The sequence below is a fragment of the Rhizobium sp. AB2/73 genome, assembly GCF_020871915.1.
GTDB classification, from domain to species: Bacteria; Pseudomonadota; Alphaproteobacteria; order Rhizobiales; family Rhizobiaceae; genus Rhizobium; species Rhizobium dioscoreae.
On record NZ_CP067073.1, the window covers coordinates 598205 to 613927 of the forward strand.

At 58.6% G+C, this 15723-nt stretch carries 18 protein-coding genes; 9 read left to right on the top strand and 9 right to left on the bottom strand.

The features are described 5' to 3' along the window. Nucleotides 1-484: 484 nt before the first annotated feature. Nucleotides 485-2125, bottom strand: a complete 1641-nt coding sequence (locus I8E17_RS28790) for an FAD-binding dehydrogenase (RefSeq protein ID WP_113367466.1) — start codon at nt 2123-2125, stop codon at nt 485-487. A 332-nt stretch (nt 2126-2457) separates the two neighbouring features. Between I8E17_RS28790 and I8E17_RS28795 the strand changes: the two genes are divergently transcribed. The 3 genes from I8E17_RS28795 to I8E17_RS28805 all read left to right on the top strand — a co-directional run bounded on the left by I8E17_RS28795 (nt 2458) and on the right by I8E17_RS28805 (nt 6559). Beyond that, entirely contained in the window at nt 2458-2835 is a 378-nt protein-coding gene (locus tag I8E17_RS28795) for a hypothetical protein (RefSeq protein ID WP_069615151.1), read from the top strand. Nucleotides 2836-2992: 157 nt separating this feature from the next. After that, the gene (locus tag I8E17_RS28800) at nt 2993-4165 is read left to right on the top strand and encodes an acetate/propionate family kinase (protein WP_113367467.1); all 1173 of its coding nucleotides are present in this window, start codon (nt 2993-2995) and stop codon (nt 4163-4165) included. Between the two features lie 18 nt (nt 4166-4183). Continuing rightward, complete coding sequence (locus tag I8E17_RS28805; protein WP_113367468.1) at nt 4184-6559, top strand: phosphoketolase family protein; 2376 nt, start codon at nt 4184-4186, stop codon at nt 6557-6559. A 35-nt stretch (nt 6560-6594) separates the two neighbouring features. On the opposite strand, the gene I8E17_RS28810 is transcribed toward I8E17_RS28805, so the two are convergent. The 3 genes from I8E17_RS28810 to I8E17_RS28820 are packed head-to-tail and all read right to left on the bottom strand — an operon-like array spanning nt 6595 to nt 7511. Beyond that, nucleotides 6595-6783: a DUF3008 family protein gene (locus tag I8E17_RS28810; protein ID WP_095438378.1), complete on the bottom strand. Its 189-nt coding sequence runs from the start codon at nt 6781-6783 to the stop codon at nt 6595-6597. A 39-nt stretch (nt 6784-6822) separates the two neighbouring features. Next, nucleotides 6823-6993, bottom strand: a complete 171-nt coding sequence (locus tag I8E17_RS28815; protein ID WP_176728046.1) for a hypothetical protein — start codon at nt 6991-6993, stop codon at nt 6823-6825. 56 nt (nt 6994-7049) lie between these two features. Then, nucleotides 7050-7511, bottom strand: coding sequence for a YbhB/YbcL family Raf kinase inhibitor-like protein (locus I8E17_RS28820; RefSeq protein ID WP_069615147.1), 462 nt, complete (start codon nt 7509-7511; stop codon nt 7050-7052). 142 nt (nt 7512-7653) lie between these two features. Here I8E17_RS28820 and I8E17_RS28825 point away from each other — a divergent pair, with 142 nt between their 5' ends. Continuing rightward, nucleotides 7654-7911 (top strand): DUF2934 domain-containing protein, encoded by a 258-nt coding sequence (locus I8E17_RS28825; RefSeq protein ID WP_113367504.1) that lies wholly within the window; start codon nt 7654-7656, stop codon nt 7909-7911. A 106-nt stretch (nt 7912-8017) separates the two neighbouring features. Here the strand turns inward: I8E17_RS28825 and I8E17_RS28830 are convergent, their stop codons facing one another. Further along, a complete protein-coding gene (locus I8E17_RS28830; RefSeq protein ID WP_083258313.1) occupies nt 8018-8374 on the bottom strand; it encodes a hypothetical protein in 357 nt (118 codons plus the stop codon). A gap of 347 nt (nt 8375-8721) precedes the next feature. On the opposite strand from I8E17_RS28830, the gene I8E17_RS28835 reads away from it, so the two are divergent. Beyond that, nucleotides 8722-9162, top strand: coding sequence for a hypothetical protein (locus I8E17_RS28835; RefSeq protein ID WP_229002213.1), 441 nt, complete (start codon nt 8722-8724; stop codon nt 9160-9162). 174 nt (nt 9163-9336) lie between these two features. Here I8E17_RS28835 and I8E17_RS28840 read toward each other — a convergent pair whose 3' ends face one another. Together I8E17_RS28840 and I8E17_RS28845 are read right to left on the bottom strand one after the other, a co-directional pair. Beyond that, nucleotides 9337-9888, bottom strand: coding sequence for a BON domain-containing protein (locus tag I8E17_RS28840; protein ID WP_113367471.1), 552 nt, complete (start codon nt 9886-9888; stop codon nt 9337-9339). A gap of 68 nt (nt 9889-9956) precedes the next feature. Beyond that, the gene (locus I8E17_RS28845) at nt 9957-10664 is read right to left on the bottom strand and encodes an MgtC/SapB family protein (protein ID WP_113367505.1); all 708 of its coding nucleotides are present in this window, start codon (nt 10662-10664) and stop codon (nt 9957-9959) included. Between the two features lie 264 nt (nt 10665-10928). Between I8E17_RS28845 and I8E17_RS28850 the strand changes: the two genes are divergently transcribed. Then, nucleotides 10929-11840 carry a DMT family transporter gene (locus I8E17_RS28850; RefSeq protein ID WP_113367472.1) on the top strand — a complete coding sequence of 304 codons (912 nt, stop codon included), beginning with the start codon at nt 10929-10931 and terminating at the stop codon, nt 11838-11840. A gap of 165 nt (nt 11841-12005) precedes the next feature. Here the strand turns inward: I8E17_RS28850 and I8E17_RS28855 are convergent, their stop codons facing one another. Beyond that, entirely contained in the window at nt 12006-12626 is a 621-nt protein-coding gene (locus I8E17_RS28855; RefSeq protein ID WP_069615143.1) for a hypothetical protein, read from the bottom strand. Between the two features lie 371 nt (nt 12627-12997). Between I8E17_RS28855 and I8E17_RS28860 the strand changes: the two genes are divergently transcribed. Then, nucleotides 12998-13855 carry an alanine--tRNA ligase-related protein gene (locus I8E17_RS28860; RefSeq protein ID WP_113367473.1) on the top strand — a complete coding sequence of 286 codons (858 nt, stop codon included), beginning with the start codon at nt 12998-13000 and terminating at the stop codon, nt 13853-13855. A gap of 216 nt (nt 13856-14071) precedes the next feature. Here the strand turns inward: I8E17_RS28860 and I8E17_RS28865 are convergent, their stop codons facing one another. Continuing rightward, the gene (locus I8E17_RS28865) at nt 14072-14704 is read right to left on the bottom strand and encodes an invasion associated locus B family protein (protein WP_113367474.1); all 633 of its coding nucleotides are present in this window, start codon (nt 14702-14704) and stop codon (nt 14072-14074) included. A 174-nt stretch (nt 14705-14878) separates the two neighbouring features. Here I8E17_RS28865 and I8E17_RS28870 point away from each other — a divergent pair, with 174 nt between their 5' ends. Together I8E17_RS28870 and I8E17_RS28875 are read left to right on the top strand one after the other, a co-directional pair. Next, nucleotides 14879-15220, top strand: coding sequence for a hypothetical protein (locus I8E17_RS28870; protein WP_112723827.1), 342 nt, complete (start codon nt 14879-14881; stop codon nt 15218-15220). 195 nt (nt 15221-15415) lie between these two features. Continuing rightward, complete coding sequence (locus tag I8E17_RS28875; protein WP_141720100.1) at nt 15416-15706, top strand: hypothetical protein; 291 nt, start codon at nt 15416-15418, stop codon at nt 15704-15706. Nucleotides 15707-15723: the final 17 nt, after the last annotated feature.

Below are 15723 nucleotides of genomic sequence, written 5' to 3' on the forward strand. Positions count from 1 at the left end.
TCGAGCGAGATGGTTGGTCAATATCACCGGCCACTCGCTGGCGTTCTTCGTCCCATACCCGAACGACAGTTCATTGCAGGACATAAGATTGCCGGCAATGCCGTGCCGCTCCGCTTCGGTCGCGAGTTCCGCCAGACTTCCTCGCTACATGACGATGGTAGCTCGCCCGCAACGCCTGGCTATTTCGAAAGAGCGAGGATCCTTCTATACATTCTGCGTTCGCGCCATTGGCGAACAGCGGCTCCTAACGAACCTTCGCAAGCCGACCAGCGAACATGAATGATCCCCCTGTTTGCCCTCCCAAGTCGCCAGGGCTCTCAGCCGTCCATTCGGGTAGGTTAAATAAACCTCTGGTAGATGCTATAACTTACTCTACCGGCTTGGACGCCACCCCCGAGCCGGGCATTGCAGCGTCCGACGAGACTGCATGCCCTCGCAGTGTCGTCGGACACCCTCCCGTGGAGGAGCGGTTAATTCGACCGGCTCACGCTGCCCGCCCCGCCTTGCGGCCGGAGAAAATGCATCCTCCCAGGAACGTGCCTTCCAGCGCATTGTAGCCGTGATATCCACCGCCGCCAAAGCCCGCCGCCTCACCGCAAGCATACAATCCCGGTATGGGCGCGCCGCTCTGTCCGAGCGCTTGGCTATTCAGATCGGTCTCCAGTCCGCCGAGGGATTTTCGTGTGAGAATGTTGAGGCGCACTGCAATCAATGGGCCGGCCTTCGCATCCAATATGCGATGGGGTGGGGCCGTGCGCATGAATCGATCGCCGAGATAGCTGCGCGCCTGTCTCAAAGCGACGATCTGGGCATCCTTGGCAAAAGGATTGTCCAACTCGCGATCACGGGCTTCTATCTGGGAACGCAGATGCGCAAGGTCGAGCGGGTGGTCGCCGATACGGTTCATGCCGGCGACCAGTTCTTCCAGTGTTTCAGCGACGATGAAATCCCTGCCCTGCGCCTTGAAGGCTTCCACCGGGGGCGGAGCCGACCGCCCCAAGCGGCTGCGCAGAAGGAGCCCGATGTCGCGTCCCGTAAGATCCGGATTCTGTTCGGAGCCCGAAAGGGCAAACTCCTTCTTGACGATCTTCTGCGTGGTGACGAACCAGCTGTAACCGTGACCGAGCTTGCAGATATGCCGCAGCGTCGCAAGACTGTCGAAGCCCGGCAGGCAAGGCGCCGGCATGCGATTGCCATTGGCGTCGAACCAGAGGGAGGACGGGCCAGGCAGGATGCGGATACCGTGGTTCGGCCAGATCGGGTCCCAGTTGGCAATGCCTTCGGTATAGTGCCACATCCGGTCGCCATTGATCGACCGCGCGCCGGCCGCCTCGGCATGACCGATCATTAAGCCATCCACGTGATGAGGCACGCCGCTCAGCATCCGCTCCGGGGGTGCGCCAAGACGTTCGACGGGCCAGGCGCGGCGAACCAGTTCCGGATTGCCGCCGATGCCGCCGCTTGCCACGATCACGGCACCCTCGATGCGGAAATCCCCCACGACGTCACGGTTCGATTGCCGACCACGGGGGGTACCATCCTCCGCCAGAAGCTCGCCTTCCACGCCGGTTATACCATCGCGATCGCCGATCAGCCGCGTCACTCGCCGACGGAACAACAGCTCGATTTTGCCTTCCCTCGCCGCCGCCAAAACCCGCTTTAGGAATGGATCGAGAACGCCGGGACCCGTGCCCCAGGTGAGATGGAAGCGCGGCACGGAATTGCCATGTCCGTCGGCAAGGCCTCCGCCACGTTCCGCCCAGCCGACGACGGGAAACCAGCGCATGCCGAGCCCATGCAGCCAGCTGCGCATCTCGCCGGCGGCAAAATTGAGATAAGCATCCGCCCAGGCACGCGGCCAGAAATCCTCGGCCCGGTCGAAACCCGCCGCCCCCAGCCAATCCTGACGGGCGAGATCGAGACTGTCGCGAATACGCATGCGCCTCTGTTCCGGCGTATCGATCATGAACAGGCCGCCGAGCGACCAGAAGGCCTGACCACCGAGACTTGCCCGCGGCTCCTGATCGACAAGGATCGCCCGCTTTCGGCGCTCTATCAACTCGCAAGCGGCGACAAGGCCCGAGAGGCCGGCTCCGACGATGACGACATCTGCACGACTGCTCATTCGTTCTCCCCTCGCGAATAGCGTATCAACGAGAGAGCTTAGTGAACCTTACGTAAAAGTAAAACAGATACCGGAGCTGAAGGGCATTGGGAATCGATCCACCGAGCCTGCATGTTGCCTCCATGAAACCTGCACGCTGTTCATGTTGTCTTGCGACGTTGGCGGCGACCGAGCCAGGATGGCGTCGCTTCCACAACGAAACCTCGTCCCACAATTGACTGGCGGAGGGAAATCACGACAGAGTAGGTGCTACGGCCTTCTCCATCGCATCGGCTTGCCTGACATCGGAAAAGGCGCCATCCGATTGCTTAATCAAGAGAGGAGCAGCAGCCATGGGCAAGCTTCCCGATATGACGAAACACCGCGGCTTTCCTTCCGGCATGCCGGGTACGGGGGTGCAATTCACCATTCGCCGCGCAAATCCCAAGGGCGTGACGCCGATCAAGAAACTGCCGCGGCGTGCGCGGCCAGGATCGCAGGAACATCTGATCGATGCCGCATTCCTGCACGCGCTCTGGCATCATTTTGGAGCCGAGCCCTTCGAGCGCGGCAATCTCGATGCTGCGCGGCTGAACCTCCTGTTCGGACGGGAGGTGCTGCCCGCCGCCAAGGATTTCGATCCGCTCTCCTATGAGGCCATGCTCGTCATCAACGAGAAAGTGGCGCGCGAAAGCTTCCCCGAAGCATTCGAGGATGTGATGGAAATCTGACGACACGCGGAGTGCGCAGCTCTCTTGAACAGGCCGTCAACGGAAGCGTTATGCGACAGACCGGTATCGATAAGAGAAGCTGCGGCCCTATGCCCGGTTGCCTCCGGGCTGGAGTGCGCTAGCTTACGGTGGTCGACACTCTCCACTCGAGGCTGACATGTCCGACGATGTCCTGCTGACATTCAATGCCGGCTCCTCGACCTTGAAAATCGGGGTCTTCGAGCTGGCGACCGAAGGGGCAAGGAATGTCGGCCGCGGCAAGATCGATTTCGATCAGAGCCCGCTGATGCTCCGCTACTCCATCGGAACGGATAGATACGAGAAGACGATCAGGGGTGATAACGACACGCAGTTCGTCTCCGTGGTCTCCGAAACGCTGGACCATATGCTCGCTCATCTTCCCGGCAGGCTCCGGACGGTCGCACATCGCGTCGTCCACGGCGGCATGGCGTTTCAGGAGGCTACCCTCTTGGATAATGCCGCAATCGAGCGGATCGAGAAGCTCGTTCCTCTTGCGCCTCTGCACCAGCCGCAGGCTCTGCGTGCCATTCGGTCGATGCAAACGCTGAGGCCGGACGTCCAACAGACCGCCTCCTTCGACACGGCCTTCCATTCGTCGCAAGCCGATGCCGTGCGGCGGCTGGCGATACCGCGCGCCATGCATGACGACGGCGTGCGCCGCTACGGCTTTCACGGGCTCTCCTACAAATACATCGCCGCGAAGCTTCGAGAGATCGATCCGGAAGCAGCGGAGGGCAAGGTCGTCACCTGCCATCTCGGCAGCGGCGCCAGCCTGTGCGCGATGGAAAACGGCATCAGTCGCGACACGAGCATGGGTTTCTCGGCGCTTGACGGCATCCCCATGGCAACCCGCCCCGGCTGGCTGGATCCAGGCGCCCTGCTTTATCTCATGAGAACGGGAATTCAGCAGCCTGAACGGATCGAGGATTTCCTCTATCATCAATGCGGCCTGCTCGGCGTCTCCGGTATCAGCGGCGACACACGGGTTCTGCTCGATGACAAGAGCCCGGAAGCAGCCGAGGCCATAGATTTGTTCTGCCTGCGCATCTCAGGCGAGATCGGGCGGCTATGCGCAACGACTGGCGGTCTCGACGCCATAGTCTTCACCGCCGGCATCGGTGAAAACCAGCCGCAGATCAGGACGCGTGTCGCACGAAGGTTGCAGTGGCTGGGTATCGAGATCGATGAAAATGCAAATGACAGCAATTTGACCTCGATCAACGCGGCATCCAGCCGCATCAAGCTATTCGTGATCCCGACCGACGAGGAACGTGTGATCGCCGAGGAGGCGCTTGCCCTCATCGCCTGACGAAACGAGGAGACGCAGATGAATGCCGTGACCACACCGCTTTCGCCCGAGGAACTCTCCCTGATCGACCGCTACTGGAAAGCGGCAAACTATTTGTCGGTCGGCCAGATCTATCTGATGGACAATCCGCTGCTGCGCGAACCGTTGAAACCGGAGCATATCAAACCGAGACTGCTCGGCCACTGGGGCACGACGCCCGGATTGAATTTCATTTATGCGCACCTCAACCGCATCATCAAGGCGCGCGATCTCGACGTCATCTATATATGCGGCCCCGGCCATGGCGGTCCCGGCATGGTCGCCAACACCTATCTCGAGGGTACCTATAGCGAGATCTATCCGGATATCTCCGAGACGACGGAAGGCATGCAAAGACTGTTTAAGCAGTTTTCCTTCCCAGGTGGCATTCCGAGCCACGCAGCACCGGAAACGCCCGGCTCCATCCACGAGGGTGGCGAACTGGGCTATGCGCTGGTACATGCCTACGGCGCCGCTTTCGACAATCCCGATCTGATTGTTGCCTGCGTCGTCGGCGATGGCGAGGCCGAAACCGGACCTCTGGCCGCGAGCTGGCATTCGAACAAGTTTCTCAATCCGGCGCGCGATGGCGCGGTATTGCCGATCCTCCACCTCAACGGCTACAAGATCGCCAATCCGACGGTCCTTGGCCGGGAAAGCGACGACGATCTGCGCAAGCTGTTCTCAGGCTATGGCTACGAACCCTTCTTCGTCGAGGGACATGAACCATCCACCATGCATCAGGCGATGGCCGGCACGTTTGACCAGGTGTTCGACCGCATCCGCGGCATACAAAGAAACGCACGCGAACAAACGTCGTCCGAAAGCATGCCGCGCTGGCCCATGATCGTGTTGCGAAGCCCGAAAGGCTGGACCGGCCCCAAGCAGGTCGATGGCAAGAAGGTGGAAGGATTCTGGCGGGCACATCAGGTGCCGGTCGCCAATTGCCGCGGCGACGAGGCGCATCGCAAGATCCTGGAAGACTGGATGCGCAGCTATGATCCGGACGATCTTTTCGATCATAGCGGGCGGCTGAAGGAGGAGCTGCAAGCGCTGGCGCCGCGCGGCGAAAGGCGCATGGGCGCCAATCCCCGCGCTAATGGCGGCCTGCTGCGCAAGGAGCTTTCGGTTCCCTCCATCGAGGACTACGCGATAGAGATCGGCGAGCGCGGCAGCAAACAGGTACAATCCACCGAAATCCTGGGGCACTATTTACGCGACACGCTGAAGCTCAATGATGCCAAGCGGAATTTCCGCATCTTCGGCCCCGACGAAACGGAATCGAACCGGCTCGGCAGCGTCTTCGAAGCCACGAATCGGGTCTGGATGGAGGCGATCGAGGATTATGACGTCCATCTGTCCCGCGACGGGCGGGTGATGGAGGTGCTCAGCGAACATCTATGTCAGGGCTGGTTGGAGGGCTACCTGCTCACGGGTCGGCATGGGCTTTTTTCGTGCTATGAAGCTTTCATCCATATCGTCGATTCCATGTTCAACCAGCATGCCAAATGGCTGAAGGTTTCGCGCGAATTGCCCTGGCGCAAACCGATCTCGTCGCTGAACTATCTATTGACGTCGCATGTCTGGCGACAGGATCACAATGGCTTTTCCCACCAGGATCCGGGCTTCGTCGATCTCGTCGCCAACAAGAAGGCCGACATCGTGCGCATCTATCTGCCGCCGGATGCCAATACGCTGCTGTGGGTCGGTGATCACTGCCTCAGGACCTATGACCGGATCAACGTCATCGTCGCCGGCAAGCAACCGGAATCGCAGTGGCTCAGCATCGACGAAGCGGCCGCCCATTGTAAGGCCGGCGTCGGCATCTGGGATTGGGCGAGCTACGAAGACGACACCATCGCCCCCGACGTCGTGATGGCCTGCGCCGGTGATGTCCCGACCATGGAGACGCTTGCCGCCGTCATGCTGCTGCACGAGGCGATCCCCGATCTCAAGATCCGCACGGTCAACGTGGTCGATCTCCTGGCTCTACAGGACCCACAACAGCATCCGCATGGTCTCGATCACCAGGCATTCGACCAGATCTTCACCACCGACAAGCCGGTGATCTTCGCCTATCACGGCTATCCCTACCTGATCCACCGGCTGACCTATCGGCGGACCAACCATGACAACATCCATGTTCGCGGCTTCATCGAAGAGGGCACAACGACCACGCCATTCGATATGACCGTGTTGAATGAACTCGATCGCTACCATCTCGCCTTGGAGGCGATCAATCGTATTCCCGGCCTATCGGAAAAGGTGCCGGAGGTCGTGGATGGCCTGAAAGCAAAACTCACCAAACATCACGATTACGTCCGCCGGCACGGCGAGGATATGCCGGAAGTCTCAAATTGGCGGTGGAAGCGATAGAGCAGCGGAATACCGCCGTGCAGCGTTCCCGGACCTCAGGACTTGGACGCGTGCTGTGGCTTTCCCTTTTGCTTGGTCGAGGCCATGTCGTGAAGCTCCTTCTCGCTCATGGAGTCGACCATGCTCTTCGATGCCCCCTTCAGTTCGCTCTTCTTTCTTTCGCCGCGTTTGGCGGCAAGCGCCGCACCGGCGGCCATTTGCTGTGATTTCGATTTTGCTGGCATGATTATATCTCCTTCGAATTAGGTTGGGATTTTGCCGGCCTAGCCAGCGAAACGCACCAGCAGGATAACGAGGACTACGGCGGCAAGTCCGCCGATAAACACCAGACGCTGCCACCGTCGCTTCAGGATGATCTCGCCTTGGCGTGCATCTTCCGCAGAAAACGTGCGCGGTTCCTGTTTGTGCGCACCGTCTTGGTCTCTTCTGCTCATGGCAACCATCCCTCGGCGGCAGGAACCGCCGATCGTGTCTGCTTGCAAAGCATGGCTTACGATTGGTAGCTGCCAGTAAGGCTTGCCTCTGCAAGCATGTGTTTCTTCACTTTTTGCCACATGGCTTCCGCGCCAGCGGCTTCGGGAAGCGTCATCCGCGGTACATCGAGCGCGGCAAGCCGGAAAACGTACCGATGCGGCGGATCGCCTGCCGGAGGCCGCGGACCGTCGTAACGGGCATTGCCGAAATCATTCTTGTAGAAACGCAGCGCCTGCTCCTGCATAGCATCCACGTTTTCAACCAAGCCGCTCCACTCCGCCGGAATATTGGCGATGCCGCAATGGCGGAATGTTCCCGCCGGCGCATCCGGATCCTCGATGATCAAGGCGAAGCTTTGGGTGCCTTTGGGAGCGCCGCCCCAGGCAAGCGGCGGGAATATATTTTCTCCGTCCAGCGCGTATTTGCTCGGTATCGGCGCATTCTCAGCAAAGGCCTTGCTGATCAACGTCAAAGCCATTCGATCCTCCTCTTGCTGTCATGGATTCATGAGCCTGTGAACTTCTGATCCTAAAGTGGAACACATCAGAATCATTATTGTTCCCAATAGGGAACAATCGCACTCACCGGCAGTTGTGGGAGCGTCCATGAAGGAGGAAAAAATGACGGACGAACGGTTCGAGTGGATCAGCAAGAGGGCCTACGCCATTTGGGAAGCAGCCGGCCGTCCCTGGGGCTGCAGCCAGCATCACTGGGAGCAGGCGGCCAAGGAACGCGAGATCATGGAGAGAACGCGAGCCTCCGTGGACGGAGAAGAAGTGCTCGCAAGGTTTCGGCGGAGGGCTGCAACAAACCCGCCCAAGAATGACGCTCAGAAATCCGAGGAAGACACTCCCTCCGAGGATCGCCGCGTCGGATAATTTCCGGCAGTTTCCGCCAGCAAGCCGTTCCCATGTCCGATCCCTTAAAGGGGGAACGGATATCCGCTATACACATTGATCCCTATGAAATTCCAAAGCCTGCCCGCTAGTTCTGCGTTCCGTCGCGATTTGGTTGGGCCGGCGTGCTCTTCGTGCCCTGCTGATTGTTCTCCGTACGATCGGTTGGAGCGGGCTGTGTGGATTGCCCAGCCGGCGGCGTATTGTCGATCGTGCCTGCCTGCGGCTGGCCGCTGGAGGAACTTATCGTTGGCGCCGGGTTCTGCGGTTTGCTTGGCTCGATGTAACGGCCCCAAACTTCAACGCCGGCCCATACGATTGCCGCCAGAACCAATGCCGTGATCAAGATGGTAGACAAATGCGTGCCACGTACCCCCTGGCGGGCCTCGGTCGCGGACAATGGCTTCTTCTGATCCTGGGGCTTCTTCGGTTCCTCGAATGCCATGGCAAGCTCCATCTCTACAAATTCCATATGGACCTAACAGAGACGTCGAAAGATGGTTCCATCAAAGGAGCACCCGCATCCGATCGGCATTAAACCGGAACAATGCGCAGAGCCCCGCGTTAGCCTCATGAGGTTACAGATCGTGCCAAGCGGACGTGATGGTGCTGAAGAATATGGAGATTTTTCCGCTTTCTCTCCATGGCCAACGAAACGGCAGCCGAGCTTCCTACCCATCCGATCTGCGACCTTTCCAACATTCGAGGAGACGGAAAGGGATGGGCCTTTGATGCTCTACCGTGGGTCCCGGCCGCGTCCGACGACGATGCATACCGTCATCGAGGTGAACAATGGCAAGAATTATCACTAGCGCGGTGCCGCCGAAGAAATCGTTGGCGTCACCGCCATTATTATCTCCGCCCCGGTTTGATCGGTTGCTCCTTTCGAATACCCGGTGTGCGGTGGCCAAATCCGGACGCTTCCTGCTGATAACGGCGGTAGCGGCCGTCATGTCATCGAATTTCGTGTTCGCACAACAATCGAACGACGATCGATGCAAGGCAGAGGATACCAACCGGCAGACTGACAACAGGCATGCGGAAAGCGGGCGGACGTCCACGCCGGACGGCAATCCCAGCCAGAAGCTGTCCGACTGCGGCGGCGTGCTGAAACCACCGCCTGTCGGTGACAGCAAAATGGAAAAGCCCGCCCCGCAGGTCGGCAACACGCCTGTCATCAAGCCTGGCGACCAGCCGAAAGAACAGCAAAACGGCCAACAGCCAGACAAGTAGAGCCGATCTTTCCTACGGCTTTGGCTCGGGCTGCTCTATGGGACCGTGCGTAACGGCGCCAGAATCTCGATGATCGCTCGACGTAAACGGCTTAATGACGAGAATCCCCAGAATGGACGCGATCATCACGCCGAAAATGAGGAGCAGCAGCATTCGCATGTCGAAGTCCTGATCCTACGCGGATTTGCGCACGGTAAGATTGCTGTCATGCCCGATTATGCCGCTGGCTTGCCGGGTGATCGCCTCGGCGCGCTGCTTGGCTTCGTGATTTTCAACAGACCCCTCGACAACGACTCGCCCGCGACTGACAGTGACGAAGATGCTCGCCTCGTTTAGCAATCGGTCGGCCTTCAGCCTGCCTTCGATCTCGGTACGAATTTCCTCATCGGTCCTTTCCGAGGTCGGCCCGGAGGTTCTGGCTGGCGGGTCTTCGGAGATTCTGTCGTCCCCGGCCTCCCCTGACCCGGAGGTCGTCCTGACATTGGAAATCCTGACGGAAATTTCATCGGCCGTTTGCTCGCGCTGCCGGTCGGATTCGGCTGAATCCTCGCAGCGTGCGTCATCCGTACCCTGCTCAGGCCGAATTTCCTTTGACGAAGGTCGCCTGGTCTCCTCGGCTGCGACATCCCCCGAGCCACCGGCGGCTTGGTCAAGCGCCTGAAGGGTGCGTATATCGCCGCGATCCGGAGAATCCTTTGCCCTTGTCTGTTGCTTGGTTTCGGTCATGGTTTTCTCCCTCTTTGATTAGGGACAAACTTTCACCGCTCCGGAATGTTCCGATGTTGAGGGTCGTATCAAGTTCCACTCGTCAGCATTTCCAAAGACACGACCTTATAACGCTCTTGAAGGGATGCCAGCAGCCGCGCACCGCCGCCATCCAGTCCTGCCTGCCGCCATCGCACCTCGTAGGAAATATGCGCAGTGGCCTCGGTCGAGCCCGCCGCCTTGCCGACAAAAGAGAAGACATAGCCGAGCGGTTCAAGCGCTGCCTGCATATCGGTGATCCCAACGCCGGCATCGCAAGGCAGCTCTATCACGATACGCGCCTTCTGCCTGCGAGGGATCAGCCTGTCGAATTGTTTAAACGGCGAGAGCACCACAAAGGCGATGAGGGCGCCGGCCGAACCGACAATCAGTTGACCGCCGCCGATGCATAGGCCAACGGCCGTCATGATCCACAGGGTCGCAGCCGTCGTTACGCCGGTGACGAGATCTCCGCGCTTAAGGATGGCGCCGCCGCCGATGAAGCCGACGCCGGTGAGGACGCCGAGCGGAAAGCGCAGCACATCCATCGAGGCAAACGATTGTGACGTCTTGCCCAATGTGGATAGCAGGAGATTGGCCTGGATCATCGACAGGCACGCGGCAAGCCCGACCAGGATCGTCGTGCGAAACCCAGCCGCATGCCCGCCCATCTCTCGATTGACGCCGATCAGCCCTCCGGCAATGACAACCAGCACCAGACGGACGACAATATCCAGCCCATCCACCTCCACCCGCATGATCTCACTAAGGTCAGGCACGATGTCCTCCCAGAAAATGCCACCACCGGGATTTTCCAGTTGGGGAACATCGCAGACGGCGTTTCGTTCCATCCCAACGGAATCGTTCACGAAAAGCGTAATAAAAGCAGCATGATGATTTCGAGCTCTCTTGTCAGTTCGAGGGAAAGCGCTTAGCCAGAGGATCGCTCGCGCCACCATACCGCGAACCGCTTCCTGCAATGGCAAGCGACCGTATCGATTCGACATACCCTGCGAGGCCATATGATTTCCGGAAACCGTGAGAAGGGACCCATTGCAGGGATCGCGCTCGCCTGCGCGGGATATGCCTGCTTTTCCCTTCAGGACGCGATGGTGAAGTGGCTGGTCGCCAGCTACGAAGTACCAGAGATCCTCTTCATGCGCAGTCTGGTCATCGTGCTGGTCGCAGGCGTGCTCGTCCGTTATCGGCGCCATCCCTCAATTTTCAAAAGCCCCTATCGCGGCACGGTCGTCCTGCGCGCCGGGCTGATGCTGCTTGCCTGGCTGCTCTTCTACAATGCGGCCCGTTATCTGGGTCTGGCGGAACTGACGACACTGTACTTTTCGGCGCCGATCATCGTCGTGGTTCTGTCGATCGTCGTTCTCAAGGAGAAGGTCCATGCGGGCCGCTGGATCGCCTGCATAGGAGGCTTCATCGGGGTGGCGATCGCGGCAAATCCAAGTCATTCGCCCAACCTCCTGCCCGCCGCCATGTGCATCGTCGCGGGTTTTTGCTGGGCTTGGAGCACGATCCTGATCCGACTCGTCAGCCGAAGCGAGACCACGCTTACCCAGATGTATGCCACGAGCCTGATATTCGGCATTGCCTGTGCCCTGTCGTTTCCATGGACATGGAAGACCCCTGACGCGAGCGGCTGGGCACTGATGCTGACCCTCGGCATTATCTCGACGATTGGGCAGTTTCTGCTCTACGAAGGCTTTCGATACGCACCCGCTTCGACGCTGGCGCCCATCGAATATAGCGGCCTCGTTTGGGCTTTCGTGTACGGCTATGTGATCTGGGCCGAGATTCCGGCGACGAACGTCTTTGCCGGGGCCCTCATCATCATCGCCTCAAGCTTCCTGCTTATCCTGTGGGAGCGCCGCATGGCACGTCCACCGGAAGAACGTGAAATACTGAGACGCCACCGATAGATGGTCCGCCTGCACTCGAAACCACGAGCCAGATGCGCGAAAGCAGATGGCGGCTTTACGACGAGGATACCGAAGATCAGGACGTTAAGTGGCTGAAGCCGCTCCGCCGGATCGCGCCACAGTCCGGGTCTTTGAGCTGGGACATACCCTTGTCCCGAAAAGCCATCAGATTGCTTTGCCGCCAGTCAGCCGGGCTGCGCGTTGCATGCGGTTCAGCTCCAAAGCTCGCTGAAAATTCAGATCGGTTTGCGCGTGATGACGGAGATCATCAAGAAACTGAGAGACGCCATCAAGCGTATCGACGACGACATATCGCAAACCGCCACCAGCATCGATCAGGTCATGGCTGACGCTCACGCCGAAACCACCGGTGACCTTGCGAAACCACGCCGAGCGCCAGCGCTTGAAACCGTCGGGATCCGACTGAAACTCCGCAAGCAGGATCTTTTGCTGGTCAAGCCGCGCGAGGAACGCCTCGACCACGCCCTGCGTGCCGGCCTTCGGCTTCTCAGCCTTCCTTGCAATCCATTTTTCAAGAAACTGAAATCCCGGCCGCGGAGCCGTCGCTTCATCATGATCGATAACCGTCTCGGAATCCGGTGTCGGAAGCGCCGCGCGATCCGCGAGCTGAGACGCGCTTGACTGCGTTTCCTGCTCCATCGCCAGGGTCTGCTTGAGATCGGCTGCAAGCTCTCCCCAGATCGATCTTGTCAATTCGACTGGCTTTGCTTTGGTTCGGCGGGAGGATTTGATTTCGATAACGAAGGGTTTTGTCTGTTTAACCATGATATTTCAGTGTGTGCTCGAAGACGGAGCGCAGTTGATGGACAATCAGCATTGATGAGAGGCTGGCATTCTCTGAGAACAACGACCGTCGCGCGGCGATCGCTTGCGATCATTGTGGGCCAAGGCCGTACACCAAACCGATCGACGAAGCAATCTCGTCGCTCCCGTCAAAAAATAAACATCGGCACCTCGGGACCTGATCTGCAACAAAAGCAAGACAGGCATGTAGCAAAGGTGAAGAAGATCCGCCACTTGAAGCGGCATGCACTTCCGCCTGGCAAGGTGAAACTCGTGTCTGCGCATTGCAGATCCCACATCGTGTCGCTATGTTCTAAGAAGGCACACGAACAGCAAAGGAGGTTGCCTATGTCATCGCGGGACGCCTGATCCAGCAATACCAAGACTTCTGCCTTTCCAAAGGCATCAAATTCACACGCATAGACTCCGTACGGCCGCACGATAATACCACGCTCTTCTGCAGCGCTGGGATGCAGCAGTACAAACCACTCTTCTCCGACCCTTCCCATATTGGTACCGTCGCCAACACTCAGGCCTGCCTGAGAATGGGCGATCTCGATGAGATCGGGGACGGAACGCATTTCCTTCACTTCACGATGCTGGGGCTTTTCTCGTTTCGAGAACTGACCGTCGGCGACGCCATCGACTTCTGGATCGAGTTTCTCGGGACGCTCGGCCTGGTCCCGGACCATGTCACGATCCATCCGGACCGACTGGAGGATTGGACGCCGCTTTATCGGAATCGCATTCCTATCGTTCCGGATGAAGGATGCACCTGGAGCGACGGCAACGTCAGCGGCTACTGCACCGAGTTCTACAAGGATGGCATCGAGATCGGGAATATCGTCAATCCGCTCGGAACCTGTATCGACGTGGGTTTCGGCGCCGAACGCCTCGACATGATCGTGAACGGCACGCCTCCGGATGACGCTCTGGCCACATTGCAAGATACCGTCATGCGGGTCGTGGAGAGCGGCTACAAGCCGGGAAACAAGGAGCAGGGATATGTCTTGCGAAAGCTCCTCCGCCGCATCCATGTGATGGGCGGAGCACTGGACCATCCCTATTTCGAACAGGAAGTCGTGCGTCAGGAACGATTGCGCTCCAAATATTTGCGCCTTCGCGAAAAATATCCCGACATGCCACCGGAATGGTGGTTCGACACGCACGGCATCGATGTCGCCGACCTGCAGGCGATAAATGGAACGTAGCGTCGACTGATGATGAAGCGGCGAAGGAGATCGTGCGAGCGGCCGCCTTCGCCGCCCTTCCGGAAACACGCGAGGATATGGAGCGGGCCAATTCTCGGGAAGTCGGGAAGATCCCGAATTTCCGGAGATCACCAAGCGGCCGCTGGCAGCGATATCAAAAGCTTTCTCTTTGTAGTCGTAAAAACGGCGACGTGCGAGCGGACGGAAGCGTCCTGATCATGATCCGCTATCCGCCTGCATAGCCTGAAAGGCGGCGCCGAAACCGGTCAGAGAGATCGGAAGCTCCGCCATGTTTCCCTGCATCATCCGGATCGAGACTTTTCCCGACTTTTCCTTCATCAAGGCGGCAAGCATCGCGGGTGGGCACAATCCCTCCACCAGGCATCCTTGCGTGGTGCAGCGCGATACCTTCGCCATCGTCGAATATTTGCTGCCGAAGCCAATCTTCACACCACCCTGAATAGCAAAACCAAGCGGAAGAGCCATCTGCATGCCAATCTTCTTGTCCGCGGAACGCGCCATGCTGATGACCATGAACACCTGCCTTTGATCCGGTGACGTCAACCGGTAGACGATCTGACAGCGCGGCTTCATCGTTTTGTCGGCCGAACATTGCAATATCCACGCATCGAACTTCTGCTCGCTAATCTGCGGACCGGCTGGCGCTGATGTAGCCGGAGCCGGCGCCGCGGCTCTGGATGGATCGCTCTTGCCGGCATCCGGCGTCACATTTTGAGACCCCGATTGCGGCGCCCCTGAACTATCATCGGCCCGGAGCGTGGAGGATACACCCGCTTCGCAAAGCGAGAAAACCACACAAGACACGAATGCCTTCAAATATAAATTCATGTCATCCTCCCGATTTTGTTTGCAATTTTACAGTACAATTGCAATAATGTCGAATATAGATCAGTTTAAAATTACATTTAAAGAAAGATAAAATTTCGATGAATTTTCAATTCAGTTATTCGATGTAGAAATATAGCCGTTTAATATTCAATCACACGCAAGGGAACAATTCAGATGACATCAAGACTCGTTGTCGGCTACTCCCTGATCGCCATGCTCGCGCTGACCGATGGAGCCGTATGCGACGAAAGCTATCTGCAACAGGCTCCCTCCGCGGAAGCAAACCCTGCCTTCGTCGAACAGCTGCCGGAGACATCCGTCATGCCCGTGCCTCGATCTCCGATTAACCGCCGGGTGATGCCGCACAAGCAAAGGCAGGCATCACGAACGCAGGCGAACGTCCGATTGGCAGGCAGCATTTTTCCGAATGTCGGCAATGGCGTGACCGAGCGGGCTGCACCCGCACCGGCCGATGGCCATTTGCCAACGGTTGGGGCAGGCGCGGTATCACGCTGACTGTATCTTGGCGGCAGGCAATGATCAAAGCACCAGGCGACCGCCCCAGGCGCGCGGCGAGAACAAGACCGCCAATAGGAGCGGCAGCAAGCATGAAACTGAGAGGCCTTCGGCCAGCTGAAACTTCGAGAGCGGCATGTTCGGAGCCGATAATTCGATATCGGCTCAAGATTGCGATTGAGGAGCAATATCGACATGATGCATCCCAGTAAAACCATTGCTGTTACGACTATCTTGCTTCTTGCCGGCACGCTCGGCTCAGCCGATGTCCTAGCAAGCAGTCAACCCATCATCCGGCGTTCCGGATTTTCAGAGACCCAAATTCCCCAGGTGAAAGGACGTATTCCGCCGAGGAAGAACGGCAACCTGGAGAAAGGACCCACCGCCAAGGCTCCGGTCAAACCAAATCCGAATACCAGCACCCAGAACGGAGCTGCGACCTGCGGACCTGACAACGCGCAATCTGAAATCTGCCGGAAAAAATGATTTGGCGCCGGCAACGA

Coding starts and splice junctions, on each gene's coding strand:
- I8E17_RS28790 (WP_113367466.1), bottom strand. CDS start 2,125: ATGAGCAGTCGTGCAGATGTCGTCATCGTCGGAGCCGGCCTCTCGGGC.
- I8E17_RS28795 (WP_069615151.1), top strand. CDS start 2,458: ATGGGCAAGCTTCCCGATATGACGAAACACCGCGGCTTTCCTTCCGGC.
- I8E17_RS28800 (WP_113367467.1), top strand. CDS start 2,993: ATGTCCGACGATGTCCTGCTGACATTCAATGCCGGCTCCTCGACCTTG.
- I8E17_RS28805 (WP_113367468.1), top strand. CDS start 4,184: ATGAATGCCGTGACCACACCGCTTTCGCCCGAGGAACTCTCCCTGATC.
- I8E17_RS28810 (WP_095438378.1), bottom strand. CDS start 6,783: ATGCCAGCAAAATCGAAATCACAGCAAATGGCCGCCGGTGCGGCGCTT.
- I8E17_RS28815 (WP_176728046.1), bottom strand. CDS start 6,993: ATGAGCAGAAGAGACCAAGACGGTGCGCACAAACAGGAACCGCGCACG.
- I8E17_RS28820 (WP_069615147.1), bottom strand. CDS start 7,511: ATGGCTTTGACGTTGATCAGCAAGGCCTTTGCTGAGAATGCGCCGATA.
- I8E17_RS28825 (WP_113367504.1), top strand. CDS start 7,654: ATGACGGACGAACGGTTCGAGTGGATCAGCAAGAGGGCCTACGCCATT.
- I8E17_RS28830 (WP_083258313.1), bottom strand. CDS start 8,374: ATGGCATTCGAGGAACCGAAGAAGCCCCAGGATCAGAAGAAGCCATTG.
- I8E17_RS28835 (WP_229002213.1), top strand. CDS start 8,722: ATGGCAAGAATTATCACTAGCGCGGTGCCGCCGAAGAAATCGTTGGCG.
- I8E17_RS28840 (WP_113367471.1), bottom strand. CDS start 9,888: ATGACCGAAACCAAGCAACAGACAAGGGCAAAGGATTCTCCGGATCGC.
- I8E17_RS28845 (WP_113367505.1), bottom strand. CDS start 10,664: ATGCGGGTGGAGGTGGATGGGCTGGATATTGTCGTCCGTCTGGTGCTG.
- I8E17_RS28850 (WP_113367472.1), top strand. CDS start 10,929: ATGATTTCCGGAAACCGTGAGAAGGGACCCATTGCAGGGATCGCGCTC.
- I8E17_RS28855 (WP_069615143.1), bottom strand. CDS start 12,626: ATGGTTAAACAGACAAAACCCTTCGTTATCGAAATCAAATCCTCCCGC.
- I8E17_RS28865 (WP_113367474.1), bottom strand. CDS start 14,704: ATGAATTTATATTTGAAGGCATTCGTGTCTTGTGTGGTTTTCTCGCTT.
- I8E17_RS28870 (WP_112723827.1), top strand. CDS start 14,879: ATGACATCAAGACTCGTTGTCGGCTACTCCCTGATCGCCATGCTCGCG.
- I8E17_RS28875 (WP_141720100.1), top strand. CDS start 15,416: ATGATGCATCCCAGTAAAACCATTGCTGTTACGACTATCTTGCTTCTT.